The organism is Pseudomonas sp. R5(2019), assembly GCF_009905435.1.
GTDB lineage: Bacteria > Pseudomonadota > Gammaproteobacteria > Pseudomonadales > Pseudomonadaceae > Aquipseudomonas.
On record NZ_JAAAMT010000002.1, the window covers coordinates 193,318 to 206,605 of the forward strand.

General features: G+C 58.6%; 12 protein-coding genes. 9 read left to right on the forward strand and 3 right to left on the reverse strand.

Translation table 11 applies throughout. The features are described from left to right. Window positions 1–72 precede the first annotated feature (72 nt). Window positions 73–702: a LysE family translocator gene (locus GUY40_RS02505; RefSeq protein ID WP_166567354.1), complete on the forward strand. Its 630-nt coding sequence runs from the start codon at window positions 73–75 to the stop codon at window positions 700–702. A gap of 98 nt (window positions 703–800) precedes the next feature. Here GUY40_RS02505 and GUY40_RS02510 read toward each other — a convergent pair whose 3' ends face one another. Together GUY40_RS02510 and uraH are read right to left on the reverse strand one after the other, a co-directional pair. Further along, window positions 801–3,215 carry a hypothetical protein gene (locus GUY40_RS02510; RefSeq protein WP_166567355.1) on the reverse strand — a complete coding sequence of 805 codons (2,415 nt, stop codon included), beginning with the start codon at window positions 3,213–3,215 and terminating at the stop codon, window positions 801–803. Between the two features lie 262 nt (window positions 3,216–3,477). Continuing rightward, complete coding sequence (gene uraH / locus GUY40_RS02515) at window positions 3,478–3,831, reverse strand: hydroxyisourate hydrolase (protein ID WP_166567356.1); 354 nt, start codon at window positions 3,829–3,831, stop codon at window positions 3,478–3,480. A 385-nt stretch (window positions 3,832–4,216) separates the two neighbouring features. Here uraH and puuE point away from each other — a divergent pair, with 385 nt between their 5' ends. The 8 genes from puuE to GUY40_RS02555 all read left to right on the forward strand — a co-directional run bounded on the left by puuE (window position 4,217) and on the right by GUY40_RS02555 (window position 12,226). Further along, the gene (gene puuE / locus GUY40_RS02520; protein ID WP_166567357.1) at window positions 4,217–5,146 is read left to right on the forward strand and encodes an allantoinase PuuE; all 930 of its coding nucleotides are present in this window, start codon (window positions 4,217–4,219) and stop codon (window positions 5,144–5,146) included. Further along, entirely contained in the window at window positions 5,143–5,658 is a 516-nt protein-coding gene (gene uraD / locus GUY40_RS02525) for a 2-oxo-4-hydroxy-4-carboxy-5-ureidoimidazoline decarboxylase (protein WP_166567358.1), read from the forward strand. Before puuE ends, uraD begins: the two co-directional genes overlap by 4 nt. Window positions 5,659–5,746: 88 nt before the next feature. Continuing rightward, entirely contained in the window at window positions 5,747–6,742 is a 996-nt protein-coding gene (gene alc, locus GUY40_RS02530; RefSeq protein ID WP_166567359.1) for an allantoicase, read from the forward strand. Window positions 6,743–6,815: 73 nt separating this feature from the next. Further along, window positions 6,816–7,319 (forward strand): ureidoglycolate lyase, encoded by a 504-nt coding sequence (locus tag GUY40_RS02535; RefSeq protein ID WP_166567360.1) that lies wholly within the window; start codon window positions 6,816–6,818, stop codon window positions 7,317–7,319. 47 nt (window positions 7,320–7,366) lie between these two features. Continuing rightward, on the forward strand, window positions 7,367–8,677 hold the full coding sequence (locus tag GUY40_RS02540; RefSeq protein ID WP_166567361.1) for a urate hydroxylase PuuD: 1,311 nt from the start codon (window positions 7,367–7,369) through the stop codon (window positions 8,675–8,677). Between the two features lie 128 nt (window positions 8,678–8,805). Then, complete coding sequence (locus GUY40_RS02545; protein WP_166567362.1) at window positions 8,806–10,155, forward strand: nucleobase:cation symporter-2 family protein; 1,350 nt, start codon at window positions 8,806–8,808, stop codon at window positions 10,153–10,155. Window positions 10,156–10,291: 136 nt separating this feature from the next. Continuing rightward, entirely contained in the window at window positions 10,292–11,077 is a 786-nt protein-coding gene (locus GUY40_RS02550; protein ID WP_166567363.1) for an outer membrane protein OmpK, read from the forward strand. 363 nt (window positions 11,078–11,440) lie between these two features. Next, entirely contained in the window at window positions 11,441–12,226 is a 786-nt protein-coding gene (locus tag GUY40_RS02555; protein ID WP_166567364.1) for an outer membrane protein OmpK, read from the forward strand. A 42-nt stretch (window positions 12,227–12,268) separates the two neighbouring features. Here GUY40_RS02555 and GUY40_RS02560 read toward each other — a convergent pair whose 3' ends face one another. Then, on the reverse strand, window positions 12,269–13,180 hold the full coding sequence (locus GUY40_RS02560; RefSeq protein ID WP_166567365.1) for a DUF808 domain-containing protein: 912 nt from the start codon (window positions 13,178–13,180) through the stop codon (window positions 12,269–12,271). Between the last annotated feature and the right edge of the window lie 108 nt (window positions 13,181–13,288).

Consider the following 13,288-nt stretch of genomic DNA (forward strand, 5'->3'; position numbering starts at 1 on the left):
GCGGTAATGAGGTAATGCGGTAAAAACAGCCTCACCCCTTGGGTGGGGCTTTCGCACATAAGGAGAAATGTAATGAGTGTGGAAACCTGGCTGTTGTTCTGTGGCGCGGCGTTGGTCGTGATTGCGATCCCGGGGCCACTGTCGTTGCTGATGATCAGCAACAGCCTGAACTATGGGCTGCGCAAATCCTACCCGGCCTTCCTCGGCGGGGTCAGCGCCTCGATCTGCCTGCTCAGCGCCTCGGCCCTGGGCCTGGGCGCATTGCTGATGGCCTCGGAGCAATTGTTCAGCGTCCTGAAAATCGTCGGCGGCGTATACCTGTTCTACCTCGCCTGGCAGAGCTGGCAGCAGTCTCGTCAACCGGCCCAGGCCGCCAACGTGCCCGAGGCGCAGCCAGTACCGCGCTTTCGCGCACTGTTCTGGCGTGCCTTTGCGCTGGGCGCCAGCAACCCGAAAGACATTCTGTTTTTCGCCGCCTTCTTGCCGCAGTTTCTCAGCGCCGAGCGGCCGCTGCTCGGCCAATTGCTGATCATGATCGCTTCCTGGGCCGTGCTGGACCTGAGCTGCAAACTGACCTACGGCCTGGGCGCCCATGGCGCCGCGCACTATCTGCGCAGCGGCAAAGGCCAGAGCTGGTTCAATCGGGTGAGTGCGGGGCTGTTTGGCGGGGCGGGCGCGGCTTCGTTGCTTAGCCGCAGCTGAAAACCGGTCACGTCCAGGACCACCCACGCGATCTACATAGTGGGCGCCCTGGCCGTGATGGCTCTACTCGTGAACAGAGTGTCCGCTAGTCATTTCTGTTAATTGGACGCTTCGGACAACAGCTTCATGACTTGTGCAGACTCGCTCAACGGCAGGGGCAACACAATGTGCCCTTCAAACTCGCGGTTATCGTAGTCTGCAAAAATCAACACGTAAGAGTCGTTGGAAGCTGGATCGGGTCGATACACTCCCTCGGTATCTATCGTGCCTGAACTTCCGGGTGCCAATTTCCAGTCCGGCTTATATTCCCTGTCTCTACGGGTAGCCTTCAACTTAACTTCAGTTGCCGATTGCTCTAGAACCTCAACCGTCAAATCCGGCTGATAGAGCTGGTTCAGTATCTGGGCTGACCGCTTCTGCCCATTAACCTCGACCTGAATGATTTCGGACGCATACACCGAGACAAACTCCCCACTCGCCCTCCCTGCCGTGTAGACGCATTCCAGGCCATTGGGCTGGAACTGCCCCGCTCCGTGAGCGGCCGGGTGCGGAATCGACCATTTCGGGGTGCCGGCCAGCAAAGTGCCCGCCTTGAGCGTGACAGTATCTTCAGCAGTACAGACCTGCAGTAACATGTTCATATTGATCGCGTTACGTGCCACGGTCACCAGCGCCGAGCTTGAAAATCCAGGTTTACTGGCAGTCACCCGCACACGTGTGAATTCACCGTTGATATGTTGCGCACTTGGCGCTTGGTAACGGCCGGTCCGAGGATCAATGGTACCGACATCACCTGAGGCCCCAACCACATTCTCAACAGTCCAGGTCAATCCCGTTTGCGCAGGGACTGCATCGAACTGTTGGATTGCTTGGGCTGCGATTACCGGGGATAGCGGGGCGATGACAAACGAGGTGCTACTTGAGTCTAATCGACCAAAACCAACCGCGTCGTGAGTCGCGCGGTGATCAGTAAGCTGAATGGTTTCGCCGAAATTGAATTTGATAACGTCGTTGAACACTTCACTTGCGCTACTGGCGCATGGCAATTCCTCCTTGATGACCTCTTTGAGCGCATCCAGCACGCCAATATTTTCAACTGCATTCTTAATGGATCTTCGAATTCCCAAATCTATAGCATTCCCCAAGTCCTCCAACCACTCCCTCGAAGCAATGAAGGCTTCATGCTTGCCACTTAGTAGAGGTTGGCTTTGGGAAAGCATATCGAACGACGCTCGCTTTAGAACAAGGTCGCTTTTATCTGAATCCACCTCGTATTCGACGCGAACCCTATTCTCAACATCATATGTAAATGTCCAACTTATGGAATCATCAGGAAATTCGACCAAATAGAACTCCACGACCGTGTCGTCCCCTGTAACAGAAATACCACCTTCCATTCGGCCGGAAACATTCCATTCCATGGTTAGCCTGCCCCCTTCAGCTTCGACAACAATGTCTGATACTGAAAGCGGCACCGAATTCACCGACAGGTTGCCAATCAGCTCCGGCAGAGAGGAGGGCGGAAGAGGTAAGTCTATCAAAGGCTCGCTAAAGTCAGCGACGAACGCTTCTAAGAACAAGTTCCCCGAGGCTGATCGAGCAGTGATTTTTCCATTATCTGAAGTGATGTCAAAACTAAATGCTGAAGGCTTAAATAATTTCTCCAGCATTCGAGTACCATGCACCATCACCAACCGATTCAGGTCCAGTAGAGCAGTGGCGGAAAACTCCTTCTCAGGGTCATTTGGGATAAGGTAGCGATAACTGTCTCCCGGTAGGCTGGTTTCACTGCTTCCGCTTCCTCGTACTCTGACGCATGTCAATACGGCACCGTCGCCAAACTCCTTGGAATTCGGGTCGCGCGCTGATGCACCGCTGGATTGGGTACGCAAACGGAAGGATTGCGGCTTAAACAGTTCATGACCACCGATCTGGACCTGGCCCAACGGGTAAACGCGCTTTTCGTCTGGCAAACGCCTGAACAATTCCCTGAAAAAATCCCCCCCCAAGCGTTGTTCGTGAAGCGTTTGTGCAAAGTCCAGCAGAAAATCTTCGCTGTTACTTAAGTCCAAAAGGATCTTGCCGCCTTCAGTCACATTTCCGGGAGCCGCGGCCAAAAGAAGCTTCAAATATAGCTTCGGCCCTTGGAGTGGGTCGAAACTGCTCAACTTCATTATTTTCCAACCGCTGCTTTCCTTTTCCATAGAAAACTGAACACCGCCCATGACATCCATGGCCAACTGAGCTTTGGAATCATTAACATTGACATTCTCAAACGACAATCTGGGGACGGAAAGCACGAAATCGTGGATGACTTCTTTCCACCGATTTTCGTTTGTGTCCACTTCACCACTGATCGGTGGCAAGTAACTATTTTCAGAAAACTTTTCAATATAAGCTTGCGTCAACAACTGGTTGGTTTTATTTCGATCTGTAGCAACAACCAGATCCCATCCCAGGCGCCGGGATTCCGCACGCATCCAAGTTAACAGTTCATCCATTGGATAGGACATCAATCAATACTCCATCGTGGTATCAGTGAGCACCGCGCCATGGAGCGGCGCATTCGAGCCGTTCTTGGCCGACGGGGCCTGGCTAGCCAGAAGTGAATATGAATTGAGGCGCTATGGGTACTATCAGAACTGTCAGCTGGTATTTGGCCAACGGCGGGCGTATAAGCGCAGGTTTCTCGCTCAAGCGCCAACGCGCACAATAAAAAAAGCCCGCAGTGTGAGCGGGCAAAATACCTACGAAGATTCGGACCAGGAATCGAGGCTAGCTACCCCGGTAGGTGGAGTAGCTGTACGGCGAAATCAACAGCGGCACATGGTAGTGATCCTGCTCGGCGCTGATGCCGAAACGCAGCACCACCACATCCAGAAACGCCTGCTCGGGCAACGCCACACCCTTGCTGCGGTAGTAGTCGCCAGCGGCGAATTGCAGCTGGTAGACACCACTGCGGTAATCATCGCCCTGCAACAGCGGCGCGTCGCAACGACCGTCGCTGTTGGTCAGGGCCGTGGCCACCAGCTCAAGCTGCTGGCCTTCGACGCGATAAAGCTCGACCTTGATCGAGCTGCCAGGGCAGCCATGGGCTGCATCCAGTACGTGCGTGGTCAAACGTCCCATTGCATTGCTCGCTTTATCAAATCGGTTGCAAAAATACCCACGCCGCACCGTTGCAGGGCACGAGCGCGTGCGGCAGCAGGAACATTAAGACACTTTATTGAAAAATTGTACACAATAATTCTCGCATCCGATGCCGTTCGGCCGATTCCCTTAGCCAAAGGTCCAATAGGGCGCAAAATCAGGCCAGATAGGATGCGCAGCAAGATTATCTGACCAATCAGGCAAGTTTTTTGCAGCTTTCATGGGCAGAGGCCGTGCAGAAGAAATGCAAAAAACAGGCTTACAAAACGAATATAAAGTTGTATACAATCAGCTCATCGCTGTGGACAACCCCCGCCAGACGGGACGCCACACCTCGTTATCACGAACAAGAAGGAAGACTGCAGTGAGCGCTGACTATCCTCGCGACCTGATCGGTTATGGCAACAACCCACCTCACCCGCGCTGGCCGGGGAATGCCCGCATCGCCCTGTCGTTCGTGCTCAATTACGAGGAAGGCGGCGAGCGCAACATCCTGCACGGTGACAAGGAGTCCGAAGCTTTCCTGTCGGAAATGGTCTCGGCCCAGCCGCTGCAGGGCGAGCGCAACATGTCGATGGAATCGCTCTACGAATATGGTAGCCGCGCTGGCGTCTGGCGCCTGCTCAAGTTATTCAAGGACCAGGGCGTACCGCTGACCGTCTTCGCCGTCGCCATGGCCGCCCAGCGTCACCCCGATGTGATCCGCGCCATGGTCGAAGCCGGCCACGAAATCTGCAGCCACGGCTACCGCTGGATCGACTACCAATACATGGATGAGAGCCAGGAGCGCGAGCACATGCTCGAAGCCATCCGCATTCTCACCGAGATCACCGGCGAGCGCCCGCTGGGCTGGTACACCGGCCGCACCGGCCCGAACACCCGTCGGTTGGTGATGGAGGAAGGCGGCTTCCTCTATGACTCCGACACCTACGACGACGACCTGCCCTACTGGGAAAGCAACAACCCGACCGGCAAGGCGCACCTGGTGATCCCCTACACCCTGGACACCAACGACATGCGCTTCACCCAGGTTCAGGGTTTCAACAACGGCGAACAGTTCTACCAGTATCTGAAAGACGCTTTTGATGTGCTGTACGCCGAAGGCGCTGAAGCCCCGAAAATGCTGTCGATCGGCCTGCACTGCCGCCTGGTCGGCCGCCCTGCCCGCCTGGCTGCACTCAAGCGCTTTATCGAATACGCCAAGAGCCATGAGCAGGTCTGGTTCACCCGCCGCGTCGATATCGCCCGTCACTGGCACGCCACACACCCTTTCAACGCCGAGACTGCGAAATGAGCCAGTTCAAGACTGTCACACCTTCGTCCCTGGACCGCGATGCCTTTGTGGCCGCGTTCGCGGACATCTACGAACACTCGCCATGGGTTGCCGAAAAGGCCTTCGACCTGGGCCAGCTCAGCGAGCTGGACGTGATCGAAAACCTGCACCAGCGCATGAGCGATATCCTGTTGAGCGCCGATCATGACAGCCAACTGGCCCTGATCAACGCTCACCCGGACCTGGCCGGCAAAGCCGCCGTCCAGGGCCAACTGACCGAAGCCAGCACCAATGAACAGGCTGGCGCCGGTATTCACCAATGCACGGCCGAAGAGTTCGCACGCTTCACCGAGCTGAACGACGCCTACAAAGCCAAGTTCAAGTTTCCCTTCATCATGGCGGTAAAAGGCAGCAACCGGCATCAGATCCTTGCCGCGTTCGAAACGCGCATCCACAACTCGGCAGAAGCAGAGTTCAAGGAAGCGCTGGCACAGATCAACCTGATCGCCCTGTTCCGATTACTGCAGCTTTAGTGAGCCCGGCAAGGGCCCGCTCAAGAACGCCGAGCGGCCTGCGCCAGGCAAGCATCCCCAGCCACCTATTCAAGGCAGACAAGAAAAAATGAAAGCATACGCCGTACCCTTCGAGAAATTCGTCAACCTGGCCGACGCGCGCCTGGGCACCAAAGCCATCTCCGTCACCGACGACTGGTTCGCCGACGTCAACCGCCTGTTCCAGCCGACCCCTGCGGTCTGGAAAGAAGGCGTGTTCGATGACAACGGCAAGTGGATGGACGGCTGGGAATCGCGCCGCAAGCGCTTCGAAGGCTTCGACAGTGCGGTCATCCGCCTGGGCGTACCGGGTTCGATCAAGGGCGTAGACATCGACACTTCGCACTTCACCGGCAACTTCCCGCCATCGGCGTCCCTGGAAGGCTGCTTCGTGGCTGAAGGCGACCCAAGCGAGAACACCCAGTGGGTTGAAGTGCTGTCGGCCGTGGAGCTGCAAGGCAACAGCCATCACTACCACGAAATCAACAACGACCAGGCCTTCACCCACCTGCGTTTCAACATCTACCCGGACGGCGGCGTCGCTCGCCTGCGCGTCTACGGCGTGCCGTTCCGCGACTGGTCGGCCATCGGCGACAACGAGCAGATTGACCTGGCCGCAGCCCTGAACGGCGGCCGTGCGCTGGCCTGCTCCGACGAGCACTTCGGCCGCATGAGCAACATCCTCAACCCGGGCCGCGGCATCAACATGGGCGATGGCTGGGAAACCGCCCGCCGCCGCACCCCGGGCAATGACTGGGTGATCGTCGCCCTGGGCCATGCCGGTATCGTTGAAAAAGTCGTCGTCGACACCCTGCACTTCAAAGGCAACTACCCGGACAGCTGCTCGATCCAGGGCGCGTTCGTGAAGGGCGGTACCGACAGCCAGATCGAAACCCAGAGCCTGTTCTGGCGTGAACTGCTGCCGAGCCAGAAGCTGGAAATGCACGCCGAACACACCTTCGCCGAGCAGATCAAGGCACTGGGCCCGATCACCCACATTCGTATCAACGTATTCCCTGACGGTGGCATCAGCCGTCTGCGCGTACTGGGCAAGGTAGCGAAGTAAGACCCTCGGGGCCGGCCGCGCGCATCGCGGCCGGCCTTGAGTTTCTACCCACATTGAATAAAGAAGAATCCGCATGCGCACTTTAGTGATTGAGCCCCTGACCAAAGAAGCTTTCGCCCCCTTCGGTGATGTGATTGAAACCGACGGCAGCGATCACTTCATGATCAACAATGGCTCGACCATGCGCTTCCATCGTCTGGCCGAGGTCGAAACGGCCCAGCCAGAAGACAAGGCGATCATCAGCATCTTCCGCGCCGACGCGCAGGACATGCCGCTGACCATTCGCATGCTGGAGCGCCATCCGCAGGGCAGCCAGGCTTTCATACCGCTGCTCGGCAACCCCTTTCTGATCGTGGTCGCGCCACTTGACGATGCACCTGTATCAGGTTTGGTCCGCGCCTTCGTCACCAACGGCAGGCAGGGCATTAATTACCATCGCGGCGTCTGGCACCACCCGGTGCTGACGATCGAAAAGCGGGATGACTTCCTGGTGGTTGATCGCAGTGGTTCTGGCAACAACTGCGATGAGCATTTTTTCAATGAGGACGAGCTGCTGGTCCTCGCCCCCCACCAATAAGAGAAGGCTGGCCATCGACGTTCGAAGGCCGGCAAGAGGTACATACTGTGGAAGCACATCTGTTCGAATGGCTGAACCTGAGCGTGCGCTGGGTTCACATGATCACCGGTATCGCCTGGATCGGTGCCTCGTTCTACTTCGTCTGGCTGGAAAACAACCTCAACCGTGTCAACCCGCGCGACGGACTGTCGGGTGACCTTTGGGCGATCCACGGTGGCGGTATCTACCACCTGGAAAAATACAAGCTGGCTCCGCCAAAAATGCCGGAGAACCTGCACTGGTTCAAATGGGAAGCCTACTTCACCTGGATGTCGGGTATCGCGCTGATGTGCGTGGTGTTCTATTCCAACCCGACGCTCTACCTGCTGGCCCCCGGCAGCACCCTGAGCGGCCCGGAAGGCGTGGCCATCGGTCTCGGCTCGCTGTTCGCCGGCTGGTTCATTTACTCCTTCCTGTGTGACTCGGCCCTGGGCAAACGCCCTGCGTTGCTGGGTGGCATCCTGTTCGTGCTGATCATTGGCGCCGCCTACGGCTTCAGCCAAGTGTTCAGCGGTCGTGGCGCGTACCTGCATGTGGGCGCCATCATCGGCACCATCATGGTCGGTAACGTGTTCCGCATCATCATGCCGGCCCAGCGTGCGCTGGTGGCGGCGATCGAGCAGAACCGCACCCCGGACCCGAAGCTGCCCGCCAAAGGCCTGCTGCGTTCGCGTCACAACAACTATTTCACCCTGCCGGTGCTGTTCATCATGATCAGCAACCACTTCCCGAGCACCTACGGCAGCCAGTACAACTGGTTGATCCTGGCCGGTATCGCGATCGCAGCGGTGTTGGTACGTCACTACTTCAACACCCGCCACGAGAGCAACAAGTACGCCTGGACCCTGCCAGTCGGCGCCCTGGCGATGATCTGCCTGGCCTACGTCACCGGCCCTGCACCGATGCCGTCTGCGCCTGAGCAAGCGGCGGCGAAAATCGAGTACCAACCCCTGCCGGAAACCGCAGTGGGCGGCAAGACCGCTGCCGAGAAAGCCGCTGAGCCTGCACCTGCCGCTGTAGCGGCCGAGAAGCCAGCCGCTGTCGCTGCTCTGGACGATGCCGGTTTCGAGAAGATTCACAGCGTTATCCAGGAGCGGTGCACGGTCTGCCATTCGGCCAAACCGACCAGCCCGCTGTTCAGCACTGCGCCCGGCGGCGTGATGCTCGACACCCCGCAGCAAATCCAGCAACTGGCACCGCGTATCCAGGCCCAGGCCGTCGCCACCCAGATCATGCCACTGGGCAACATCACCCAGATGACCCAGCAGGAACGTGACCTCATTGGCGCCTGGATCGCCAAGGGTGCACCGACCCATTGACCCACCCTGCGGCCGGCAACGGCCGCACTGAATAACTGCCCACGGTTCGCCCTGGGCAGTGTTCCTATGGCGCCGTGCCTGACGCCAGACCAAAAGCTTGACAATAAAAACAATATCCGAGGTGTTGCATGTCCGAGTCCCTCAAGGCGCACATCCCCCCTGCGCCACCACGACAGCCCCTTCCGTTGATGCAACTGATTCTGGTGGGTTTGCAACATGTATTGCTGATGTACGGGGGCGCGATTGCCGTGCCGCTGATCATCGGACAAGCCGCCGGTCTTTCCCGTGAAGAAATTGCCTTTTTGATCAATGCCGACCTGCTGGTCGCCGGCATTGCCACCCTGGTGCAGTCGCTGGGCATCGGCCCGCTCGGCATTCGCATGCCGGTGATGATGGGCGCCAGCTTTGCCGCTGTCGGTAGCATGGTGGCCATGGCCGGCATGCCGGGCGTGGGTTTGTCGGGCATCTTCGGTGCAACCATCGCCGCCGGGTTCTTCGGCATGATCATCGCGCCGTTCATGTCCAGGATCGTGCGCTTCTTCCCGCCGCTGGTGACCGGTACGGTCATCACCTCCATTGGCCTGTCGCTGTTTCCGGTGGCGGTCAACTGGGCCGGTGGCGGACAGGATGCCAGCCATTTTGGCGCACCGGTTTATCTGGCGGTCGCCGGCCTGGTACTGGCGACCGTATTGCTGATCAACCGTTTCATGCGCGGTTTCTGGGTCAACGTTTCGGTGCTGATCGCCATGGGCCTGGGTTATGGCGTGGCGGGCATGATCGGCATGGTTGACCTGAGCGGCCTGGAGGATGCGCCCTGGTTGCGCATCGTCACGCCGCTGCACTTTGGCATGCCGACCTTCAGCCTGGCGCCGATCCTGTCCATGTGCCTGGTGGTGGTGATCATTTTCGTCGAGTCCACCGGTATGTTCCTGGCGCTGGGCAAGGTCACCGACCGTGAAGTTACCCCGGGCATGTTGCGCCGTGGCCTGATGTGCGATGCGGCCGCCTCGTTTTTTGCAGGCTTTCTCAACACCTTCACCCACTCCTCGTTTGCCCAGAACATCGGCCTGGTGCAAATGACCGGCGTACGCTGCCGCTACGTCACCGTGGTCGCCGGCGGCCTGTTGATCGCCTTGAGCCTGTTGCCCAAGGCGGCCTTTCTGGTGGCTTCGATTCCAGCGGCGGTACTGGGCGGCGCGGCCATTGCCATGTTCGGCATGGTCACCGCCACCGGCATCAACATTCTCCAGGAAGCCGACATCGTCGATCGCCGTAACCAGTTGCTGGTGGCCGTCAGCGTCGGCATGGGGTTGATCCCCGTGGTGCGTCCGGAGTTCTTCGCGCACCTGCCGCACTGGATGGAGCCGATTACCCACAGCGGTATCGCCATGGCAACCGTCAGCGCCCTGTTGTTGAACCTGCTGTTCAACATTCTGGGCGGTGCCGGGCGTGAGGCGATGAACGCGCACTCGCACTAAGCCAGCAAGGGAGCCTGCTCAGGCTCCCTTTTTTAGTTTCACCGTTGAAAAACGACCTGAAAGACTCAGGCCGACGGGCACCTGCGTGCCCGAGATCTGCCAATGACCGACAATAACAACAATCGGGAACCCTCATATGACGCGCATTTGCACCTCCCTGCTCCTCGGCGCCGGGCTGCTGGCGGCCGTACCGGCCATGGCGGGGGACGTTCTGCTGTGGCAAACCAACAGCCTCACGTACCTGTACGGCAAGAACTTTTCGGTCAACCCCGAGATCCAGCAGACGGTGACCTTCGAACACGCCGACAAATGGAAGTACGGCGATAACTTCCTGTTCGTCGACAAGATTTTCTTCAACGGCAAAGACGACCGGAACAAAGGCTCGAACACCTACTACAGCGAGTTCAGCCCGCGCCTGTCGTTCGGCAAGATACTGGGCAGCGACCTGTCGTTCGGGCCGATCAAGGACGTGCTGCTGGCCATGACCTATGAGTACGGCGAAGGCGATACCGAGTCGTACCTGATCGGCCCGGGCTTCGACCTGGCGGTGCCGGGGTTCAACTACTTCACCCTCAACTTCTACCAGCGCCACACCGAAGGCAGCCGCCCCGGCGATCGGGTATGGCAGATCACTCCGGCGTTCTCCTACACCATCCCGGCTGGCAAGTCCGACGTGCTGATCGACGGCTACATGGACTGGGTGGTCGACAACGACGAAACCCGCCGTGGCACCTACCACGCCAACCTGCACTTCAACCCGCAGGTGAAATACGACCTGGGCAAGGCTTTGAATATGGGCGCCAGGCAGCTGTATGTGGGCTTTGAGTACAGCTACTGGAAGGACAAATACGGCATTCAGGACAATCCCAACCTGGACACCAACGAGAGCGTCGCCAGCTTTCTGGTGAAGGCCCACTTCTAATTGATGTGGGAGCGGATTTATCCGCGAATAGATTCAACGCGGTTCGGCTGACACACCGTGGTGATGCTATTCGCGGATAAATCCGCTCCCACCGATTCAAAACGTCTCGCTTGTAGTGTTTCCCAATTCGCGCTTGAGCCTTGCAGCGCGAGTCTGTACTCTGCGCGCCCGCTCGAAAACCCTCGAATTTTCTCTGTCTCGATCAGGATTTCTGTTGCCGATTTTCACGCTCGGCGCAGCGCTTGCTGAATAGCTTCGACTTGAAGAAAAAAGTTGACCAGCAGGACAAGATTTTGAGACAAAGGGTGCCGTTTCAGGCGCCAAATCCAACAAGAACTGAAACCTTAAAACTGGGAGCAACCGATGAAACGCACTCTCTCGAGCCTCGCGCTCGCTGGCGGCCTGCTGGCCGGCGGACAAGCCCTGGCCGGTGACCTGCTGCAGTGGCAGAACAACAGCCTGACCTACCTCTACGGCAAGGACTTCGCCGTCAACCCCGAGATCCAGCAAACCTTCACCTTCGAGCACGCCGACGGCTGGAAGTACGGGGACAACTTCCTGTTCATCGACAAAATTTTCTACAACGGCGAGAAGGACGCATTCGTAGGCCCGAACACCTACTACGGCGAATTCAGCCCGCGTCTGTCGTTCGGCAAGATCTTCGACCAGAAACTGGCCTTCGGCCCGGTCAAGGACGTACTGCTGGCCATGACCTACGAGTCTGGTGAAGGCGACGTCGATTCTTACCTGATCGGCCCGGGCTTCGACCTGGACATCCCGGGCTTCGACTGGTTCCAGCTGAACTTCTACCAGCGCCATACCGAAGGCGACCGCGCCGGTGACAACGTCTGGCAGATCACCCCGGCATGGTCCTACACCATTGCTGTGGGCAAATCCGACGTGCTGATCGATGGGTTCATGGACTGGGTCGTCGACAACGACGAGAACGGCCGTGGCACCTACCACGCCAACCTGCACTTCAACCCGCAGATCAAATACGACCTGGGCAAGGCGCTGAGCTGGGGCGAGAAGCAGTTGTACGTCGGTATCGAGTACGACTACTGGAAGGACAAATACGGCATCGAAGACACCCCGTTCTTCGACACCAATCAGAACACCGCGAGCCTGCTGGTCAAGGTGCACTTCTAAGCGTGGCCCGGCGTCGCCAGCGTGCGACGCCGGGGTTCACCGTCAACCGGCAACCGCCTTGCGTGCCTTGCCGATCAGCGTCCACACCGCCACCACCAGCCCGCCCGCCACGATGCCCACCGCGGCATTGAGCAAGGTCGACAGCAGCAGCGGCACCGACGTGCTCGCCGCCACGCCTTCAATGGCATGGAGCAATGCCGGGACGCCGTGCACCAGAATCCCGCCACCGACCAGAAACATCGCCGCCGTACCGATCACCGACAGGCTCTTCATCATGTAGGGCGCCGCGCGCAGGATACCGTTACCCATCGACTTGGCCGCAGCGGAGCCTTTCTGCGTCAGCCACAGCCCCAGGTCATCAAGCTTGACGATGCCCGCCACCAGCCCATACACACCAACCGTCATGACAATCGCAATACCCGACAGCACGAGGATCTGTTGCGTCAGCGGTGCACCGGCGACGGTGCCCAGGGTGATGGCGATGATCTCGGCCGACAGGATGAAGTCGGTGCGCACCGCGCCCTTGATCTTGTCCTTTTCGAACGCCACCAGATCCACTTCAGGGTCCGCCACGGCCTGCGTCAATTGTGCGTGCTCCGCCTGATCTTCGGCTTCGCTGTGCAGAAACTTGTGCGCGAGCTTTTCAAAGCCCTCAAAACAAAGAAACGCACCGCCGATCATCAACAGCGGCGTCACCGCCCAGGGCGCGAAGGCGCTGATCGCCAGTGCCGCGGGCACCAGGATCAGCTTGTTCAGAAACGATCCCTTGGCCACCGCCCACACCACCGGTATCTCGCGCTCGGCGCGCACACCGGTGACCTGCTGGGCATTGAGGGCCAAATCATCACCCAAAACACCAGCGGTTTTCTTGGCCGCCAGTTTTGTCATCAACGCGACGTCATCAAGCACGGTGGCGATGTCATCGATGAGCACCAACAAGCTGCTTCCTGCCATCGGTACGGCTCCACAGAATAATTCGAGTGCAGAGCATAGCGTGCCAGACGCCACGGCGCGCGGCCTTGAGCGCCGCGCAAGCGCGGTGCTACCATGCGCAACCGCCCG

Coding starts and splice junctions, on each gene's coding strand:
- GUY40_RS02505 (WP_166567354.1), top strand. CDS start 73: ATGAGTGTGGAAACCTGGCTGTTGTTCTGTGGCGCGGCGTTGGTCGTG.
- GUY40_RS02510 (WP_166567355.1), bottom strand. CDS start 3,215: ATGTCCTATCCAATGGATGAACTGTTAACTTGGATGCGTGCGGAATCC.
- uraH (WP_166567356.1), bottom strand. CDS start 3,831: ATGGGACGTTTGACCACGCACGTACTGGATGCAGCCCATGGCTGCCCT.
- uraD (WP_166567358.1), top strand. CDS start 5,143: ATGAGCCAGTTCAAGACTGTCACACCTTCGTCCCTGGACCGCGATGCC.
- alc (WP_166567359.1), top strand. CDS start 5,747: ATGAAAGCATACGCCGTACCCTTCGAGAAATTCGTCAACCTGGCCGAC.
- GUY40_RS02535 (WP_166567360.1), top strand. CDS start 6,816: ATGCGCACTTTAGTGATTGAGCCCCTGACCAAAGAAGCTTTCGCCCCC.
- GUY40_RS02545 (WP_166567362.1), top strand. CDS start 8,806: ATGTCCGAGTCCCTCAAGGCGCACATCCCCCCTGCGCCACCACGACAG.
- GUY40_RS02550 (WP_166567363.1), top strand. CDS start 10,292: ATGACGCGCATTTGCACCTCCCTGCTCCTCGGCGCCGGGCTGCTGGCG.
- GUY40_RS02555 (WP_166567364.1), top strand. CDS start 11,441: ATGAAACGCACTCTCTCGAGCCTCGCGCTCGCTGGCGGCCTGCTGGCC.
- GUY40_RS02560 (WP_166567365.1), bottom strand. CDS start 13,180: ATGGCAGGAAGCAGCTTGTTGGTGCTCATCGATGACATCGCCACCGTG.